Annotated in this window: 16 protein-coding genes; 5 read left to right on the top strand and 11 right to left on the bottom strand. The window is 62.6% G+C overall.

The features are described 5' to 3' along the window. Positions 1-20: 20 nt before the first annotated feature. Positions 21-2,654 (top strand): excinuclease ABC subunit UvrA, encoded by a 2,634-nt coding sequence (locus CAF76_RS03410; protein ID WP_085646820.1) that lies wholly within the window; start codon positions 21-23, stop codon positions 2,652-2,654. A gap of 95 nt (positions 2,655-2,749) precedes the next feature. On the opposite strand, the gene CAF76_RS03405 is transcribed toward CAF76_RS03410, so the two are convergent. The 7 genes from CAF76_RS03405 to CAF76_RS03375 all read right to left on the bottom strand — a co-directional run bounded on the left by CAF76_RS03405 (position 2,750) and on the right by CAF76_RS03375 (position 8,938). Continuing rightward, positions 2,750-4,693, bottom strand: coding sequence for a response regulator (locus CAF76_RS03405; protein ID WP_085646819.1), 1,944 nt, complete (start codon positions 4,691-4,693; stop codon positions 2,750-2,752). Beyond that, the gene (locus CAF76_RS03400; RefSeq protein ID WP_085646818.1) at positions 4,683-5,558 is read right to left on the bottom strand and encodes a sensor histidine kinase KdpD; all 876 of its coding nucleotides are present in this window, start codon (positions 5,556-5,558) and stop codon (positions 4,683-4,685) included. Before CAF76_RS03400 ends, CAF76_RS03405 begins: the two co-directional genes overlap by 11 nt. Then, a complete protein-coding gene (locus CAF76_RS03395; protein ID WP_085646869.1) occupies positions 5,551-6,561 on the bottom strand; it encodes an ATP-binding protein in 1,011 nt (336 codons plus the stop codon). The genes CAF76_RS03400 and CAF76_RS03395 overlap by 8 nt, the downstream gene beginning before the upstream one ends. Next, positions 6,558-6,962, bottom strand: a complete 405-nt coding sequence (locus CAF76_RS03390) for an anti-sigma regulatory factor (RefSeq protein WP_039768856.1) — start codon at positions 6,960-6,962, stop codon at positions 6,558-6,560. Before CAF76_RS03390 ends, CAF76_RS03395 begins: the two co-directional genes overlap by 4 nt. After that, positions 6,959-7,321 carry an STAS domain-containing protein gene (locus CAF76_RS03385; RefSeq protein ID WP_011334518.1) on the bottom strand — a complete coding sequence of 121 codons (363 nt, stop codon included), beginning with the start codon at positions 7,319-7,321 and terminating at the stop codon, positions 6,959-6,961. The genes CAF76_RS03390 and CAF76_RS03385 overlap by 4 nt, the downstream gene beginning before the upstream one ends. A 3-nt stretch (positions 7,322-7,324) precedes the next feature. Beyond that, complete coding sequence (locus CAF76_RS03380) at positions 7,325-8,176, bottom strand: STAS domain-containing protein (protein WP_064597079.1); 852 nt, start codon at positions 8,174-8,176, stop codon at positions 7,325-7,327. A gap of 240 nt (positions 8,177-8,416) precedes the next feature. Further along, positions 8,417-8,938 (bottom strand): DUF4142 domain-containing protein, encoded by a 522-nt coding sequence (locus CAF76_RS03375; RefSeq protein ID WP_085646817.1) that lies wholly within the window; start codon positions 8,936-8,938, stop codon positions 8,417-8,419. A 205-nt stretch (positions 8,939-9,143) separates the two neighbouring features. Here CAF76_RS03375 and CAF76_RS03370 point away from each other — a divergent pair, with 205 nt between their 5' ends. Both CAF76_RS03370 and CAF76_RS28705 read left to right on the top strand, forming a co-directional pair. After that, on the top strand, positions 9,144-9,386 hold the full coding sequence (locus tag CAF76_RS03370; RefSeq protein WP_064597076.1) for a YdcH family protein: 243 nt from the start codon (positions 9,144-9,146) through the stop codon (positions 9,384-9,386). A 109-nt stretch (positions 9,387-9,495) separates the two neighbouring features. Continuing rightward, entirely contained in the window at positions 9,496-9,666 is a 171-nt protein-coding gene (locus CAF76_RS28705; RefSeq protein ID WP_178076150.1) for a hypothetical protein, read from the top strand. 108 nt (positions 9,667-9,774) lie between these two features. On the opposite strand, the gene CAF76_RS03365 is transcribed toward CAF76_RS28705, so the two are convergent. The 4 genes from CAF76_RS03365 to CAF76_RS03350 form a co-directional block, all read right to left on the bottom strand. Then, positions 9,775-10,791 carry an SMP-30/gluconolactonase/LRE family protein gene (locus CAF76_RS03365; RefSeq protein ID WP_371857884.1) on the bottom strand — a complete coding sequence of 339 codons (1,017 nt, stop codon included), beginning with the start codon at positions 10,789-10,791 and terminating at the stop codon, positions 9,775-9,777. 56 nt (positions 10,792-10,847) lie between these two features. Next, positions 10,848-11,993 carry a sterol desaturase family protein gene (locus CAF76_RS03360; RefSeq protein ID WP_085646815.1) on the bottom strand — a complete coding sequence of 382 codons (1,146 nt, stop codon included), beginning with the start codon at positions 11,991-11,993 and terminating at the stop codon, positions 10,848-10,850. A 109-nt stretch (positions 11,994-12,102) separates the two neighbouring features. After that, positions 12,103-12,966, bottom strand: a complete 864-nt coding sequence (locus CAF76_RS03355; RefSeq protein ID WP_007959472.1) for a LysR family transcriptional regulator — start codon at positions 12,964-12,966, stop codon at positions 12,103-12,105. A 60-nt stretch (positions 12,967-13,026) separates the two neighbouring features. Then, positions 13,027-14,745, bottom strand: a complete 1,719-nt coding sequence (locus CAF76_RS03350; RefSeq protein WP_085646814.1) for a hydrogenase maturation protein — start codon at positions 14,743-14,745, stop codon at positions 13,027-13,029. 298 nt (positions 14,746-15,043) lie between these two features. Here CAF76_RS03350 and CAF76_RS03345 point away from each other — a divergent pair, with 298 nt between their 5' ends. Together CAF76_RS03345 and CAF76_RS03340 are read left to right on the top strand one after the other, a co-directional pair. Continuing rightward, a complete protein-coding gene (locus tag CAF76_RS03345) occupies positions 15,044-15,550 on the top strand; it encodes a sigma-70 family RNA polymerase sigma factor (RefSeq protein ID WP_085646813.1) in 507 nt (168 codons plus the stop codon). After that, on the top strand, positions 15,547-16,494 hold the full coding sequence (locus CAF76_RS03340) for a FecR domain-containing protein (RefSeq protein ID WP_085646812.1): 948 nt from the start codon (positions 15,547-15,549) through the stop codon (positions 16,492-16,494). Before CAF76_RS03345 ends, CAF76_RS03340 begins: the two co-directional genes overlap by 4 nt. Positions 16,495-16,500: the final 6 nt, after the last annotated feature.

The raw sequence follows: 16,500 nt of genomic DNA, 5'->3' as shown, positions 1-16,500 counted from the left end.
CCCCTGACCAAGGCTGGCCGATGACTTCCAGACGCAATTCCAGTTCTGCCGCCGGCATGGTTCGCGTGCGCGGCGCCCGTGAACACAATCTGAAGAACGTGGACGTCGACATTCCTCGCGATGCACTGGTGGTGTTCACCGGGGTGTCGGGTTCGGGCAAGTCGTCGCTGGCGTTTTCGACGCTGTATGCCGAAGCCCAGCGGCGCTATTTCGAATCGGTGGCGCCCTATGCGCGGAGGCTGATCGATCAGGTCGGCGTGCCGGACGTCGATTCCATCGAAGGCCTGCCCCCGGCCGTGGCCCTGCAGCAACAGCGCGGCACGCCGAGCACGCGCTCGTCGGTGGGCAGCGTCACCACGCTCTCGAGCCTGATCCGCATGCTGTACTCGCGCGCCGGCAGCTATCCGCCGGGTCAGCCAATGCTGTATGCCGAGGATTTTTCACCGAACACGCCACAAGGCGCGTGCCCGCAATGCCATGGACTGGGCCGGGTTTACGAGGTCACCGAGGCGCTGATGGTGCCGGATCCGAATCTGACCATCCGCCAGCGTGCCGTGGCCTCTTGGCCGCTGGCCTGGCAGGGGCAGAACCTGCGCGACATCCTGGTGACCATGGGCATTGATGTCGATATCCCGTGGCGCAAGCTGCCGAAAAAACAGCGTGACTGGATCCTCTTCACCGAGGAAACACCGACCGTTCCGGTGTACGCCGGGCTGACGCCGGAAGAGACCCGCGTCGCCCTCAAGCGCAACATGGAGCCGAGCTATCAAGGCACCTTCACTGGCGCCCGGCGCTACATCCTGCACACGTTCACCCATTCGCAAAGTGCGCTGATGAAGAAGCGCGTGTCGCAGTTCATGATCGGCAGCCTTTGCCCGCTGTGCGATGGCAAGCGCCTCAAGCGCGAGGCGCTGTCGGTGACATTTGCCGGGCATGACATCGGCGAGTTGTCGCGCATGCCGCTGCTGCAAGTTGCCGAAGTCTTGAAGCCGGTGGCGGACGCGAGCTGGCTGGAACACGCCGATGAAAGCGGTGAAACCCTGACCCACAGCCAGACCCGCGAAGCCCGCCAGCAGCGCGTGGCTCATGGCGCCAGCGGCCACGCCAACGCGCCGGACGTGCGCCATACGCCGAACCTGTCGCTGGAAAAACGCCTGGCCGCGCAGCGCATTGCCGAGGACTTGCTGGAGCGGGTCAGCACCCTGACCGATCTCGGCCTCGGTTATCTGGCGCTGGAGCGCAGCACGCCGACCCTGTCGTCCGGCGAATTGCAACGCCTGCGACTGGCCACTCAATTGGGCTCGCAATTGTTCGGCGTGATCTACGTGCTCGACGAACCCTCCGCCGGCCTGCACCCGGCTGACGGCGAGGCGCTGTTCGAAGCCTTGCAGCGCCTGAAGGCCGACGGCAACAGCGTGTTTGTGGTCGAGCACGATCTGGACACCATGCGCCGGGCCGACTGGCTGATCGACGTCGGCCCGGCGGCCGGTGAAAAGGGCGGGCAAATTCTCTACAGCGGACCGCCACCGGGGCTGGCCGCGGTCGAGGACTCGCAGACCCGCGCCTATCTGTTCGCCGAACATCAACGGCCGAACCGCGCCGCGCGCAAACCGTCGGGCTGGCTGAAGCTCGACGGCGTCACCCGCAATAACCTGAATAACCTCAGCGCCGAATTCCCCTTGGGCTGTTTCACCTCGGTCACCGGTGTTTCCGGTTCGGGCAAATCCAGTCTGGTCAGCCAGGCGCTGCTGGAACTGGTCGGCGCACAACTCGGGCGCAGCGTCAGTGACGCCGAGCCGGAAGAGCTCAATCTGGAAGACGATACCCCGACCGCCAGCACCGGCCAGGTCAGCGCCGGGCTGGAGTCGATCAAGCGTCTGGTGCAGGTCGATCAGAAACCCATCGGCCGCACGCCGCGTTCGAATCTGGCGACTTACACCGGGTTGTTCGACAACGTGCGCAAGCTGTTTGCCGCGACCGATGAGGCGAAAGCGGCGGGTTACGACGCCGGGCAGTTTTCCTTCAACGTCGCCAAGGGGCGCTGCCCGACCTGCGAAGGCGAGGGGTTTGTCAGTGTCGAATTGCTGTTCATGCCCAGCGTTTATGCGCCGTGCCCGACTTGTCACGGCGCGCGTTACAACCCCGAGACGCTGGCCATTGTCTGGCAGGGCTTGAGCATCGCGCAGGTGCTGCAACTGACGGTGGACGAGGCGGTGGCGGTGTTTGCCGAGCAACCGGCGATCCGCCGTTCGCTGGAGGTGCTGCGCGACATCGGTCTCGGTTACCTGCGCCTCGGGCAACCGGCGACCGAGCTGTCCGGCGGCGAAGCCCAGCGCATCAAACTGGCCACCGAACTGCAACGCAACCAGCGCGGCGCGACGTTGTATGTGCTGGATGAACCAACCACCGGGTTGCACCCGCGGGACGTTGACCGCTTGCTGGAGCAGCTGGATGCGCTGGTGACGGCGGGGCACACGGTGATCGTGGTCGAGCATGAAATGCGCGTGGTGGCGCAGAGCGACTGGGTGATCGACATTGGTCCGGGCGCCGGGGATCAGGGCGGCAAGATCGTCGTGGCCGGAACGCCGCAGAAAGTGGCGGCGAGCAAGAAGAGCCGGACTGCGCCGTTTCTTTCTCGTGCTCTCAGCCGCTAGCCGTAGCGTGTCGAATATCGTCATCGCCAGCAGGCTGGCTCCCACAGGTTGCTGGTTTTTCATGTGGGAGCCAGCCTGCTGGCGATGGCGGTGTATCAGGCACCGTCGAGCGTGCGGCGTACCTTGTCCAGCAACTCGCGGATCTGGAACGGCTTGACCAGCATCTCCATGCCGGCCCCGAGGAACACCTGACGGTTGATCGCGGTTTCCGCGTAACCGGTCATGAACAGGATCGGCAGCGCTTCACGCCAGCCCCGGGCAACGTCCGCCAGTTCACGGCCGGTCATGCGTGGCAGACCCACATCGGTCAGCAGCAGGTCGATCGACGAGTCGTTTTGCAAGCGCTCCAGCGCGGTTTCGATATCGGCCGCCTGGGTGCAGCGGTAGCCGGCGTCTTCCAGCACTTCGGCGACGAACAGGCGCACCGCCGGCATGTCTTCGACGATCAACACATGTTCGCCCGAGCCTTGCGGATCGATGGTCACCGGGGCCACATCGACAGCGGTCGGATCGCTGGTGGCCGGCAGCATGATCGTCACTTCGGTGCCGCGTCGCGCCACGCTGCGGATGTGCGCATCGCCACCGGATTGACGAGCGAAACCGTAGATCGTCGACAGCCCCAACCCGGTGCCCTGGCCCAGCGGTTTGGTGGTGAAAAACGGCTCGAACACCTTATCGATGACGCTGTGCTCGATGCCGGTACCGTCATCGCGCACCGATAGCGCCACATAGGAACCATCGGCGAGGTTCGGGTCGCCGTGGGAATACGCCGCGTAAGTGCTGACCCAGATATTGCCACCCCGTGGCAATGCGTCCCGGGCGTTGATCACCAGGTTGAGCACTGCGCTTTCGAGCTGGATCGGATCGACCAGCGCGATGGCAGGTTTGGTGGTCATTTCCAGTTTGAGGGCGATGCGTTCGCCGATGGTACGCACCAGCAATTCTTCCAGCGAGCGGACGTGCTTGTTGATGTCCACCGGACGGGTGTCGAGCGGTTGCTGGCGGGCAAAAGCCAGCAGGCGATGGGTGAGCGAGGCCGCGCTCATCGCCGAACTCAGGGCCGCTTCGGCATAGAACTGGACCTTGTCCGGGCGCGCATCGGCGACGCGTTTCTGGATCAGTTCGAGGCTGGTGATGATCCCGGTCAGGAGGTTGTTGAAGTCGTGGGCGATGCCGCCGGTGAGTTTGCCCAGCGCATCCATTTTCTGTACTTGCAGCAGTTGCGATTCGGCGCGTACCCGGTCGGCGACTTCCTTGGCCAGTTGCGTGGTGGTGTCGTCCAGTCGCGCCAGGTGCGAACGTTCGCGGTGACGGTGTTCGGTGACGTCTTCGACGAACACCAGGCTCAGTTTCGGGGTGCGGTAGGGGGAAATTTGCCACTCGGTCTCACGGATCTCGCCCTGCACGCGCATGTTCAGCGTGCCTTTCCAGCGTTCGCCATCCACCAGCCGCAGGCGCAGTTCGTCGAGGATCGCGCTCTGATCCTCGGCGAAGCATTCGCTGAGGGTCTGCGGGTCGCGGTTGTCCTGGATCAGTTGGGAGAAAGCGTGGTTGCACTCGTGGACTTTCAGGTCGGCATCCAGCACCGCGATGGGCGCGGAGATGTTGACGAAGATCTCGCGGAAACGCGCCTCGCTTTCGCGCAACGCGTTCTCCGTGTCGCGCACCCGAAGCAGGGTGCGCAATGTTGCCAGCAGCACATCGGGATCGACCGGGTGAATCAGATACGCATCGGCCCCGGCATCGAGGCCGGTGATGATGTCGCCGGTCTGGATCGACGCGGCCGACACGTGGATCACCGGGAGCAGGGCGGTGCGCGCGTCGGCGCGCAGTTCGCGGACAATATCGAAGCCGCTCATGTCCGGCAGGTTGACGTCGAGAATCAACGCGTCGAGCTTTTCACTGGCGATCAATGCCAGGCCTTCGCCACCGGTGCCGGCCTCCAACACCTCATAGTCGTGGCGTTCCAACCGCCGGCGCAAGGCGTAACGGGTGGCGACGTTGTCGTCGACAATCAACAGACGGATGTCATGTTTCATCGACGCTCTCCTGGGCGATCGCCAACGGGATGATCACGAAAAAGCACGAACCCACGCTCGGGGTACTCTGGACGCCGACCTCGCCACCGAGCAATTCGGCGAAGCGTTTGCACAGGGACAAGCCGAGCCCGGTGCCGCGCAGGCGTTTTTGCAAAGGAGAGTCAACCTGTGAAAAGTCCTCGAACAACGTGCCGTGCAGTTCGGGGGCGATGCCGATGCCGGTGTCGCTGACGGCGAACCGCACCTTGTCCTCACCTTCAAGGCGCGCCGAGATCCTTACTTCACCACGGGTGGTGAATTTCAGCGAGTTGGAAATGAAGTTGCGCAGAATCTGCGCGAGCTTCTTGTCGTCGGTATAGAGACGCGGCAGGCCTACCGGCTCCTCGAAAATCAGGTCGACGGCGGTGGCGTCGACAATCGGCCGGAACATTCCGCGCAACGCCGCGAACAGGTCGAACATGTCGAACCACGCCGCAGAAATGCTGATGCGTCCGGCCTCGATCTTCGCCAGATCGAGCAGGTCGTCGACCATGTCACTGAGTTCCCGGGCGGCGCTGCTGACGAAGGCCACCTGCTTATGTTGCTCGGGACTCAGCGGGCCGTCGAGTTCGTCGGCCAGCAGGCTGTTGATGCTCAGGATCGAGCCCAGCGGTGTGCGGAACTCGTGGCTCATGTACGACAGAAAGCGGCTTTTCAGATCGGACGCCTGGCGCAGTTGTTCGGCCTGAGTGTCGAGTTCGGCGTACAGCGCGAGCACGCCCTGATTGGTTTCGTCGAGCTCTTCGCGCAACGCAGCGGTTTCGCTCTGCAACTGGGCGATCAACGCAGCCTGTTCGGCATTGCTCAGTGTCGGGGACTCAGCCATGGGCGGCCTCCAGGGCAACGACCAGCACCGTTACATCGTCGCGCCCGCGACAGAAATCGCGGTGCAGGACGGTGGCTATCACGGCGGGATGGCGATGCACCAGACCGGGGTAGTCTTGAAGGTTCCAACGGGACTGCAAGCCATCGCTGTACATGATCAATAGATGTCCGTTCACTTGAGCATAGTCAAAGGGCTGGGCTTTTCGGTATTGGCCGCCGACTATCCCCGGGTGCGAGGCCAGTCCGCGCGACTTGTCGGAGGCGATCAGGCTGGCACCGATGTTACCGACACCGGTGAACGACAGACTGGCACGCCCTGCGTGAAACTGCGCGAATGCCACTGCGCCACCCCGGCTCCCGATCATCTCGCGGTGCATGTCTTCCATCAGCAGCGTCGGCGCACCGAACGGGCTCAGGGCAAAGGCTTTCTCTCCTGCACGGGCCGCACGCTCGGCGTCCTCGCCATGGCCCAGACCGTCGACGATCAGGGCACTGATGTCACGGCCATGAATCGCCAGATGCCAGACGTCACCGCAGGCTGGATCGTTGTGCAGCGAGTGCTGGCTGACACCATACGGCAGATCCGCCTGACGGTCGCTGCGCGGGTACAGACGAGCCAGCAGCACGGCGCCGCGATGATCGGCAAATACGTCGAAGATATCCGCCTGTCGAGCCACTGCACCGAGGCCGATGCCCTGAGTGCCACCAGTGGAAAAGCCGTCCGCCAGACACGCGTCCAGATCAAACCCCTGGGCACGGTCGACCGCAATCATCTCGATGCCGTCGTCACCCTGACGGGGCAACAGGCGCAGGTGCAATTCCCCGCGCCCGGCATGCTTGAGCACATTGCTCGCCAGCTCCGTGGCCACCAGGGCGACGCGGCCGGCATCGCTTTCGCCAAAACCGTGTTGCTCGGCCAGACGCTGGGCCGTACGCCGGGCATGGCCGATCTGGCTGCTGTCCTCGATCACCAACACCTGGGTCAATGTCCCGCTGATGTTCATGTCCATCGGGTGATCGTTATGCGAGTGCCTTTGCCGGGCTCGGTGTCCAGTTCAAATTCGTCCACGAGACGCTTTGCCCCGGTCAGGCCCAGGCCCAGACCGCTGCCGGAGGTCCAGCCGTCGGTCATCGCCAGTTTGATGTCGGGAATGCCCGGGCCTTCATCGCGAAAGGTCAGGCGCAGGCCGACCTTGTGGTTGTCGTCGAGGATCTGCCAGTCCATGTCTCCGCCACCGCCATACACCATGGTGTTGCGCGCCAGCTCGCTGACGGCGGTCACCAGTTTGGTCAGGTCGATCAGGCGCATGCCGCATTCGGTGGCCAGCTTTCGCGCCTGTTGCCGGGCCAGCACCACGTCCTGCTCGATGTTGATCGGTTGGGTACCGCTGCTGCGCACGGTCATTGCTGGCGTACTCGTTCCTGCAGCAGTTTCATGCCGCGCTCGACGTTCAGCGCGGTACTGACGCCTGGCAGGTACAGACCGAGCTCGACCAGGGTAATGGCGACCGCCGGCTGCATGCCGACGAGCATGGTTTCGGCATCCATGATTTTCGACAGGCCGGAAATGGTGCCGATCATCCGGCCAATGAACGAATCGACCATGTCCAGCGCCGAGATGTCGATCAGCACCCCGCGCGCGGAGGTCTTGCTGATGCGCTCGGACAGGTCGTCCTGCAGGGTGAGGGCGAGCTGGTCGTGCATGTCGACCTGGATGGTCACCAGCAGGAAGTCACCCATCTGAAGAATCGGGATACGTTCCATTGTTCAGACCGTCTTGGTGAGGGTGATGCCCAGACGGGTCAGGGCCAGCTTCAGTGCGTCGGCCAGATTGGCTTTGGTGACCACGCCTTGCAGGTCGAGGCCCAGGTGCACGATGGTCTGGGCAATCTGCGGTCGCACGCCGCTGATGATGCAGTCGGCGCCCATCAGGCGGATCGCGGTCACGGTCTTGAGCAGGTGTTGGGCGACCAGCGTGTCGACGGTCGGCACGCCGGTGATGTCGATGATGGCGATTTCCGAGCCGGTGTCGACGATGCGTTGCAGCAGCGATTCCATTACCACTTGGGTGCGTTGCGAGTCGAGGGTGCCAATCATCGGCAGCGCGAGCACGCCGTCCCACAGCTTGACCACCGGGGTCGACAGTTCGAGCAGTTCTTCCTGCTGGCGCTTGATCACCGCTTCACGGGATTTCTGGAACGTGCGAATGGTGTACAGGCCAAAAGCATCGAACAGTTCGGAAATTTCCCAAAGCTGTTCGGCGAGCAGGGCGGGCTGATCCTGATAATGGTTTTGCAGCAGGGCGAACAGCGGGCCCTTGAGCGAGAAAATGAAGCTGGCGGTCTGCTGGGAATCCTGACCGAGCTGGGCACGGCTGTGGGAGAGTTTTTCGAGGAACTGGCGCATGCCTTCCCAGCCCGGCGCGGTGATGTTGGTGCCGCTGTCGTTTTTCAGGCCACTGACCACCAGCTGCAGGAATTCACTGGTCTGCTGCTGCAAGTCGTGTTCTTTGAGATTGCGGGTGGCGCCGCTGTCTTGCAGTCCCTTGATCCATTCGCCCAGCAGTTGAACCTGATTGTTTTTTATCGCATCGAGTGTGCTGTTCTGCAGTGCTGCCATGTGCCTGTTGCTCCATTGCGAATTGGGGGCCGGTTCTTCGGAAAATGACCGGCGCGAAGTGAATGACCTTGGCCGTTCGAAATAGTTGTTCGTTCCCCCGAGGATATTTTTGATCTGCCGCAAGTAACGCACCCGTAACTCTAGTCGGCGCGGCCAGGAATGCTGATCTCTTGCCTGCAACAAAGCCCCAACGCAAAGAGGCCGCGTCCAATGGAGGCGGCCTCTTTGCGTACCTGGCGATTACTTGCTGGGGTGTTTGGCCTGCAGCTCTTTGGCGTGGGCCAGGTGTTTCTCCAGTGCCGGCAGCATTTTCTGCGCAAAGGCTTTGAGTTCGGTGGCGCCTTTGACTTTGTCGTCGGTCACGGTGTTGGCTTGTTTCTTGAACAGCTCGATGGTTTCTTCGTGAGCCTTCACCTGATTGTTGGCATAGGCGGCGTCGAACGACTCATCACGGACTTCGAGTATTTTTTCCTTGGCCTGTTTGACCAGGGTCGTGGTGTCCGGCACCTCGATGTCGTTGGCCTTGGCAATCGTCGCCAGTTCATCGTTGGCCTTGCCGTGGTCGGTGATCATCATGTTGGCAAACGCTTTGATGTCGGCGGATTGGCTTTTTTCCAGCGCCAGGCGACTGGTTTCGATTTCGGCGATGCCGCCGGCCGCTGCGTTGTCGACAAAATCGTTGTCGGTAGCGGCGAAAGCCGAGCCAATGCCGGTGCTCAACGCAACGGCCAGAAAGAGATGACGCAGTTTGAATCCGTCCATTGGTGTTTCTCCACGCAGGTTTTTGTGAGCGTTATTCAATGGAGGGAGTTCGCCGACCAAAGGTTTTATCGCATTTGCGAATGGGCGACGAACGGACACCGCTGGTCTGACAGGTGGTCGACAGAAGTGGCCAACCGAGGCCATTCTGATACTTGGCCAGCGCAATCGGTCGCGTTGGCTGCCGATCAACTGACGGAGGTGTTCCATGCCGGTGACCCATGATTTGTTACAGGACTTGAAACTTACAAAGGAAGAGATCCAGCAACGACGCACCGCGGATCCACATCTGGATGCACTGATCAACAAGTATTCCCAGGCGGACGCCGACGTCGTCAAGGCCGAGACGGCGACTTCGGATGCGCCCAGTGACGACACCCTGAAGAAACTGAAAGAGAAACGCCTACAGGTCAAAGACAAGATCGTCGAGCAGTTGCAGGCTCGATCCTGACCGTCAGTCGCACCACCGGCCTGCGGTGGTGAATTGACTGGAACGACAGCCCCGACCGGCACCTCGAATGTTCAGAGTCTTCACATTGCGACTCTCAACGAGGTGCCTTATGAAAGATCCAAAATTCCCCAGTGAAGAACAGGGTGCATTCGACCCGGTTCCCACCCATCCCGAGCCCAATAGTCCGGCGCATACCGTCCGTAATCCTGAAGAGGAACGCAAGAGCGAGGAAGTGCCGGAGGACGAAGACCCGGAAACCTTCGATAGATCCAGTAACTGACTATCCGCTATCGCCAGCAGGCTGGCTCCCACATTTGGGATGCAAATTCTTTGTGGGAGCCAGCCTGCTGGCGATAGGGCCAGTCGACTTAATACAAAGTCCAAGGCCTCACTTCAAGGCGGCGTCCAATGGCATCCGCGCCATGTGCGTGGCCTTCAGCGAGCCGAAATACAGCCAGTCGCCATACTCGCGCACCGTGGTGATCGGCGAGTAATTGCCGGCGCTGGCATCCTGCAGATTGGCGATCACCTTGCCGTCCAGATCCAGCCCCAGCACGAACCCGCGCTTTTCCACCGGTTTGGGCAGCACGGTCATCGCCCGCACCAGCATCTTGCGCACGAAAGGGTGGGCGGCGGTGCGGTCGAGCAACGGATTGCGAGGCGTGTACAACGCCACCCAGAAACGATCCCGACCATTAAACGCCAGGTTGTCCGGCAGCCCCGGCAGGTTGTCGATGAACAGATCGTGGGTGCCGGCCTTGGGCCCGGTCAGCCAATAGCGGCTGATACGGTAGGCGCCGGTTTCGTTGACCAGCACATAGGCGTCTTCCGGGCCGAGGGTCACGCCGTTGGCGAACTCCAGCCTGTCCAGCAATACGCTGGTTTTTCCGGTCTGGAAGTCGTAACGCAGCAGGCGCCCGTCGCCGCCATGCTCGATGATCGCTTCGCCATCGTGGCCGTAACCCCAGCGACTGGAGGCATCGCTGAAGTAGGCGTAATGCCCGGACTTGTCGATGGCCACGTCATCGGTAAACCCGAACGGCAGGCCATTGGCTTCGGTGGTCAGCGCCACCAGTTGCCCCTGTGCATCAAGGGACAGCAAACCCTTGACCCCGTCGGCGATCACCAGCAAACCGTTGGGATGCCGCGCCAGCCCCAGCGGCCGGCCGCCGGTATCGGCCAGCACCTTGCGCTGCTGGCCATCGATACTGGTGCGTAGAAGGCGTCCGTCGTGCAGTCCGGTGATCAGAAAGTCGTTTTCCAGCAGCAGCGCTTCCGGGCCTTCGATGTCACTCGGGCCGACTTGCGCCGCGCTCTTGAGCCGCTGATTGTCAGCGTACTGGCCCTCGGTCAGCGAGGGCGCCGGTTGCGGCGTCCAGGCCACGGGCTCGACCCTGGTCGGCATCAACAGCAAAAAGCCCAGAACCCCGACAACCAGCAGCAACACCAGATAACGCCATCTCACACGTGGGCTCCCGCGAGTGCGAGATGCCGGGTGGCCATGTCGCGCAGGGCCAGCATCGACGTTGCCGACTCGCGCTCGATGCGCCGCTTGAGCAGCAGATGGTTGGCGATGCGCAGGCCGATCCCTTCGAACTGGTAATCGAGGGTGCGCACGAACCGCGTGGCAGCGTTGTGCGCCGAGCATTCATAGGTCAGCCGCAACGACAGACCCTGATCACCCTGGGCCCGGGCGCACCAGCGTCGGCCGGGCAGGTACTCGGTGACCTCCCAGCGCAAATGCCCCTCGCGACCGCCGGCATGGATGTCCTCGTCGAATCGTGCGCCGGCATGCAACGCACCGCTCGGGCCGTCGATCTTCAGCGAAGACGGGTGCCACTCCGGCCAGCGACTGACGGTGGCGGCGTAGGCGAGGACGGCAATCGGATCACCGGCGATATCGACTGTGTGCTGCATGCGGGTCATGAGCGTTCTCGAATCGGTCAGAGGGGCGGTTTCCGGCTCCCGGTAGAGGGTGCCGAACAGGTAGTCCATCAACGGAAAAACGATATTGAAATTGCGTTCCTGCATCTGCTCGCGACGGTGATGCAGCTCGTGCAGACGGCGCATCTGGCGGATCCACGGCAGGCGGGTCAGCGGGTTCTGCGGCGGCAGATGCTCGCAGGCATGAAACACTTCATAGGTCAGGTAACCGAACACCATGCAGCCAGCGAACAGTCCGGCGACGTTGCTGTTGACCTGCGCGAACAGCCACCACAGGGGCAGGGTGATCGCCAGCGTGTGCAGCACGATCAGCCAGGCCGGGAACAGGATCACCCGCCAGTCGCGGGGGCCGTCGTAGGTCATGTGGCCGGGGGTGAAGAAACTGTGATGATCGCCGGCATGCCGGGCGTAGAACATCCGGGCGAAGCGCTTTTTGTGGTGGCCGAGGTGGCGGTGCACCATGTACACGCCGAAATTGAAGAACAGCAAGGTCAGCGGCACGGTCAGCCATTCCAGCGGCCGCACCTGGTGCACGCTGCTCCAGAACGCGCCGACGGCCAGCACACCGAACAGCAGCACGAACGCGCCATGCAGCCACGGGTTGTAGCGGGGATGGATCGCCGCCCGGTAGCGGCTGCGAAATGCCTCGGTGGTCTGCCTCACTGCGCTCACCTGCGGATATTGTCGTTATCCCGGCAGCGTAGCCGATCCGGCCGTTTGTGCAGCGCCAACCTTCAGGTCACAAGTGCCATGCTCCGGTGCATAGCGGCCGTCAGCTCAACGGGTTCCAGCGCTGCGACCAGTCGTCATCGGCCTTGATTACCTCACGCAGCAGGTCGAACGCCTGTTGCAGGATCGCCGAGTCGCGGTCGCGGGAGTAGACGAGGTAGGTCGGGTAGCCGAATTCCGGGGCTTTGGTCACCGGCTCCAGCGCGCCGCTTTCCAGATAAGTGCGCACGACCCGGGTCCGGAAATAGCCGCTGCCGCCGTTCTCCAGAATGTATTGCAGGGCCAGCGGGCCGAGGTTGAAGCTCAGGGCAGCCTTGGCTTTTTCCGGCAGGGCGGCGTCGTGCTGGCGGCGGAAATCCGGGCCCCAGTCGATGTACACGTAAGGGGCAGGGCGGCCGGGCGTGGTCACCAGAATCAGTTTCTCTTCCAGCACTTGCTCGACCTGCAGCCCCGGCCAGTATTCCGGCTGATAGACCAGCGCCGCATCGAGCACCCCCAGTTCTAGCTGACGCAGCAGGTTTTCACCATCGCGGATCTCCATGCGCAAGGCGTGGCCGGGGATTTTCTCGCGCAATTCGGCGGCCCAACTGAGCATCAACGGGTTGCACAGGCTGACCTCGCCACCGATGTGCAGCACGTTGTGATAGCCCTCGGGCAAGGGCAGGTCGCGGCGTGCGGCTTCCCAGGTCTGCACTAGCTGATTGGCGTAGACCACGAAGGCCTCGCCGTTGGCGGTCAGCCGCGCACCGGCACGGTTGCGCACGAACAGCGTGCTGCCCAACTGGCTTTCGAGTTTCTGGACCCGGGCGGTGATTGCCGTTTGCGTGACGAACAGCTTTTCAGCCGCCGCGGCGAGGCTGCCGTGGCGGACGATTTCCAGAAAGGTGCGGGCGAGGTCAATGTCCATGGGCGGGCCGGTGGTTGAGGTGCGCGCATTGTACGGGCAGCCCCGGGACCGCGTCATTGTTCAGTCAGCCACTTCGACTTCTCGCACCCGAGCCCAATCCTCCACCAACCGCGCCGGCGTGCAGCAAGTCTTGCGCTTATACACAAAATTCCGGCACTTCTCGGCAAACTGATTGCGGTTGTACAGCATGTCTTCCTGCATCTCCTTCAACTCAGCCTCGCGACACTGCCGGATCAACACATGATCGACCCGCAGCTTGCGTTCGCGCACCGGCGCATAAGTCGGATCGCTCAGCACGCTGTTGGCCCGTTGCAGCAGCCACAGCGAGAACTCGTCCGGGCAGCGCGGGCCGATTTCCTGAACCATGCCCAGTTGCAGCGCCTGAGCCGCGCTGACCGGCAGACAGGCCTGGGTCAGTTGTTCCGCCATGGCCGGGCCGACGGCGCGGGGCAGGCTGTAAGTCCAGTATTCCGAGCCGTACAAACCCATGCTCTTGTAGTGCGGGTTAAGCACGATGTCGGCGCGGGCAAACACGATATCGGCGGCCAGTGCGAGCATCACACCGCCTGCGCCGGCATTGCCGGTAACCCCGCTGACCACCAGTTGCCGTGCGCTGAGCAATTCTTCGCACACATCATCGATGGCCTGGATATTGGCCCAGGCTTCGGCACCCGGATCCTCGGCGGCCTGGATCACATTCAAATGCACACCGTTGGAAAAACTGCCGCGACCGCCCTTGATCAGCAGCACCTGAGTGTCGCGGGATTTGGCCCAACGCAGCGCCTCGGCCATACGCTGGCATTGCTCGGTGCTCATGGCGCCGTTGTAGAACTCCAGCGTCAGCTCGCCGACCTGACCGGACTCGCGATAACGAATCGGCTGATACATCTCGTCAGTGAACGGCGCGTTGGCAATCGACCAGTCCAGCACCGGCACGCCAGACAACTTCCCGGCCAGTACATGCCGCGCCGGACGCTTGAAGGTTTCTTCGCCCGGTTGCGGTTTGCGCCGCAGCGAGCCGATCCACAGGCTGTGATCACCGGTCGCCACCAGTACCGCGTCGTCGTGTACCGCGAGAATCTCGCCGGGCATGCCGGTGCGATGATCGAGGTGTACGTCGTACACGTAATATTGCCCGCCAGCGAGGCTGGCAAGTACGCCGGGCTGGCCGTCCGCCGCGTCGATGCAGCGCTTGATGAAGCGCGAGCAGTCGTGCCAGCTGAAGGTGCGGTCGTCCTGTTTCATGTTCGGTTGCAGGCGTCCGCGCACTTTCGGATCGTTGTAATCCAGCGCCACCGGCACGAAGCCGTCGATGAATTTCTCCACCACTTCACGGATGCAACGAATCGCCGCGTCGCTGACCCGACCGTTGTACAGCTCCGATTTGCGCAGGCCGGTCGGCAGGTTGAATTCGCAGGTGGCCCAGACCGGGCCGGCATCCATTTCTTCCACCGCTTGCAGGGCGGTCACGCCCCAGGACGGCAGCTCGCGCATGATCGCCCAATCCAGTGCGCTGGCGCCGCGATCGCCGACGATGCCCGGGTGGATGATCACCACCGGACGCTGCGGATTGCTCCACAGCGCATGGGGAACGCGATCCTTGAGAAACGGGCAGATCACCAGGTCGGCGCCGCTGTTTTCGATCTGCTCGCACACGGCGGTTTCGTCGGTGAACAGCACCACGCTGGGCGAATGTCCGGCCTGGCGCAGTTCCAGCCACGCGCGTTGGGTCAGGCCGTTGAACGCCGACGACAGAAGAATGATGTTGAGTGATCGCATGATTGCTCTTCCTTGAAAGGTCAGCCGCAGGCTCCCGGTGAGCCGTCCGTGGCTATCGATGGAGGCGCAAGGTTAGAGACTGGCGTGGGGGGCGCCACTGATCGAGATCAACGTTGTGTCAGGCAATGTTGCCGTGCCGACGGCGTGCCTTATTCTCAAAGGTTTGCTGATCCTGATTTTTTATTACTTCAAATGTATCCGGCGCTATTGCACAGTCGCACCCTTGATCACCGCCGGAAGATCCCGGCGTATCCATGGATTTTCGCAGCGGGTGGAGCCCGTTTTCAGGGAGTAAGGCATGGGGAGTCACAACCCGCATTACCAGGTCATCGGGCAAATGTTCCAAAAGGACTACCGATGGTTGTGCGCGGCGGTCAGTCGTACCCTCGGCTGCCCGCACAGCGCACAGGACATTGCTTCGGAAACTTTTCTTCGGGTTTTGGCACTGCCCGATCCGCTGGCGATTCGCGAACCCCGCGCGCTGTTGAACACGATTGCGCGGCGGCTGGTCTATGAAGGCTGGCGCCGGCAGGATCTGGAGCGCGCTTATCTGCAAAGCCTTGCCTTGGCGCCGGAACCGGTGCACCCGTCGCCCGAGGAACGGGAATTGGTGATCGAAACGCTGCTGGCGGTGGATCGCTTGCTCAACGGCCTGTCGGCCAAGGCCAAGGCTGCATTTCTCTATCACCAGCTCGACGGTCTGACCTACAGCGAAATCGGCGAACGCCTCGGCGTGTCCACCAGCCGTGTGCAGCAATACATGGTCGAGGCATTCAAACGTTGCTATCAGGCGATGCAGGCATGAGGCCGGACGACACGCTGATCGACGAAGCCGCGCAATGGATGGCGCTGCTGCAATCGGGGCACGTCAGCTTGCAGGAGCGCGCGGCCTTCGACGCCTGGCGCACGGCGGATCCACGGCATCAGCAAATCATCGAGCAAATGGGTGGCGGGTTGAACCTGCTGCGCCATGCGAACCTGCGCGGCTTGCCGCGTGAAAGTGTCCTGCACAGCCTGAATGCGCCGTCCAGTCGCCGTCGATTCCTCAGCGGCAGTTTGAGTGTGCTCGGGATCGCGGTGCTGGCGGGTCTGCTCGGGCGACGCTATGGCTGGCTGCCGGAGGCCGGCGAGTTGTCGACCGGAACGGGCGAGCGTCGGGCGTTCACGCTGGAGGATGGCAGCGCCCTGACCCTCAATGCCCGCAGCCGCGTGGTGCCGCGCTTCAACAATCTTGAGCGTCTGCTGGACTTGCGCAGCGGTGAACTGCTGATCGATGTGGCGAAAAATCTGGGACGCCCCTTTGTGGTCGAAACCGAGCATGGGCGGATGCGCGCGCTCGGGACCAAATTCCTGGTGCAGCGCGGTGAGGATTCAACGCGGCTGGTGATGCTGCATTCACAGGTCGAAGTGGTCACCGCCAGCGGCGCGCGGCAAGTGGTGGAGGCGGGCGAAAGTCTGCTGTTCAACGCTCAGGAAATCCTCGCGCTGGAACACAGCAAAGGGCAGGAAAGTGCCTGGGTGCAAGGGCGGCTTGAAGTGCGTGATCGCCCCTTGAGCGAAGTCATCGACAGCCTGCGCAGCTACCGTCGCGGCATCCTGCACCTGAGTCCCGAGGTCGCCGGTTTGCGCCTCAGCGGTCTCTATCCGCTGGACGACAGCGACCGCACCCTGCAGCTGCTGGAGCGTTCTCTGCCGATCCGTGTCACCTGGCACAACCCGTACTGGGTCAGCATCGAAGCACGGTTATAAATCCAT

The organism is Pseudomonas sp. B40(2017), from assembly GCF_002112855.1.
GTDB lineage: Bacteria > Pseudomonadota > Gammaproteobacteria > Pseudomonadales > Pseudomonadaceae > Aquipseudomonas > Aquipseudomonas pharyngis.
This window is presented reverse-complemented; position numbering and strand designations above follow the sequence as displayed.

What these genes read in the sequence shown, in the direction of transcription:
- CAF76_RS03410 (WP_085646820.1), top strand. Translation starts at nt 21, where the DNA reads ATGACTTCCAGACGCAATTCCAGTTCTGCCGCCGGCATGGTTCGCGTG.
- CAF76_RS03405 (WP_085646819.1), bottom strand. Translation starts at nt 4,693, where the DNA reads ATGAAACATGACATCCGTCTGTTGATTGTCGACGACAACGTCGCCACC.
- CAF76_RS03400 (WP_085646818.1), bottom strand. Translation starts at nt 5,558, where the DNA reads ATGGCTGAGTCCCCGACACTGAGCAATGCCGAACAGGCTGCGTTGATC.
- CAF76_RS03395 (WP_085646869.1), bottom strand. Translation starts at nt 6,561, where the DNA reads ATGAACATCAGCGGGACATTGACCCAGGTGTTGGTGATCGAGGACAGC.
- CAF76_RS03390 (WP_039768856.1), bottom strand. Translation starts at nt 6,962, where the DNA reads ATGACCGTGCGCAGCAGCGGTACCCAACCGATCAACATCGAGCAGGAC.
- CAF76_RS03385 (WP_011334518.1), bottom strand. Translation starts at nt 7,321, where the DNA reads ATGGAACGTATCCCGATTCTTCAGATGGGTGACTTCCTGCTGGTGACC.
- CAF76_RS03380 (WP_064597079.1), bottom strand. Translation starts at nt 8,176, where the DNA reads ATGGCAGCACTGCAGAACAGCACACTCGATGCGATAAAAAACAATCAG.
- CAF76_RS03375 (WP_085646817.1), bottom strand. Translation starts at nt 8,938, where the DNA reads ATGGACGGATTCAAACTGCGTCATCTCTTTCTGGCCGTTGCGTTGAGC.
- CAF76_RS03370 (WP_064597076.1), top strand. Translation starts at nt 9,144, where the DNA reads ATGCCGGTGACCCATGATTTGTTACAGGACTTGAAACTTACAAAGGAA.
- CAF76_RS28705 (WP_178076150.1), top strand. Translation starts at nt 9,496, where the DNA reads ATGAAAGATCCAAAATTCCCCAGTGAAGAACAGGGTGCATTCGACCCG.
- CAF76_RS03365 (WP_371857884.1), bottom strand. Translation starts at nt 10,791, where the DNA reads ATGCCGACCAGGGTCGAGCCCGTGGCCTGGACGCCGCAACCGGCGCCC.
- CAF76_RS03355 (WP_007959472.1), bottom strand. Translation starts at nt 12,966, where the DNA reads ATGGACATTGACCTCGCCCGCACCTTTCTGGAAATCGTCCGCCACGGC.
- CAF76_RS03350 (WP_085646814.1), bottom strand. Translation starts at nt 14,745, where the DNA reads ATGCGATCACTCAACATCATTCTTCTGTCGTCGGCGTTCAACGGCCTG.
- CAF76_RS03345 (WP_085646813.1), top strand. Translation starts at nt 15,044, where the DNA reads ATGGGGAGTCACAACCCGCATTACCAGGTCATCGGGCAAATGTTCCAA.
- CAF76_RS03340 (WP_085646812.1), top strand. Translation starts at nt 15,547, where the DNA reads ATGAGGCCGGACGACACGCTGATCGACGAAGCCGCGCAATGGATGGCG.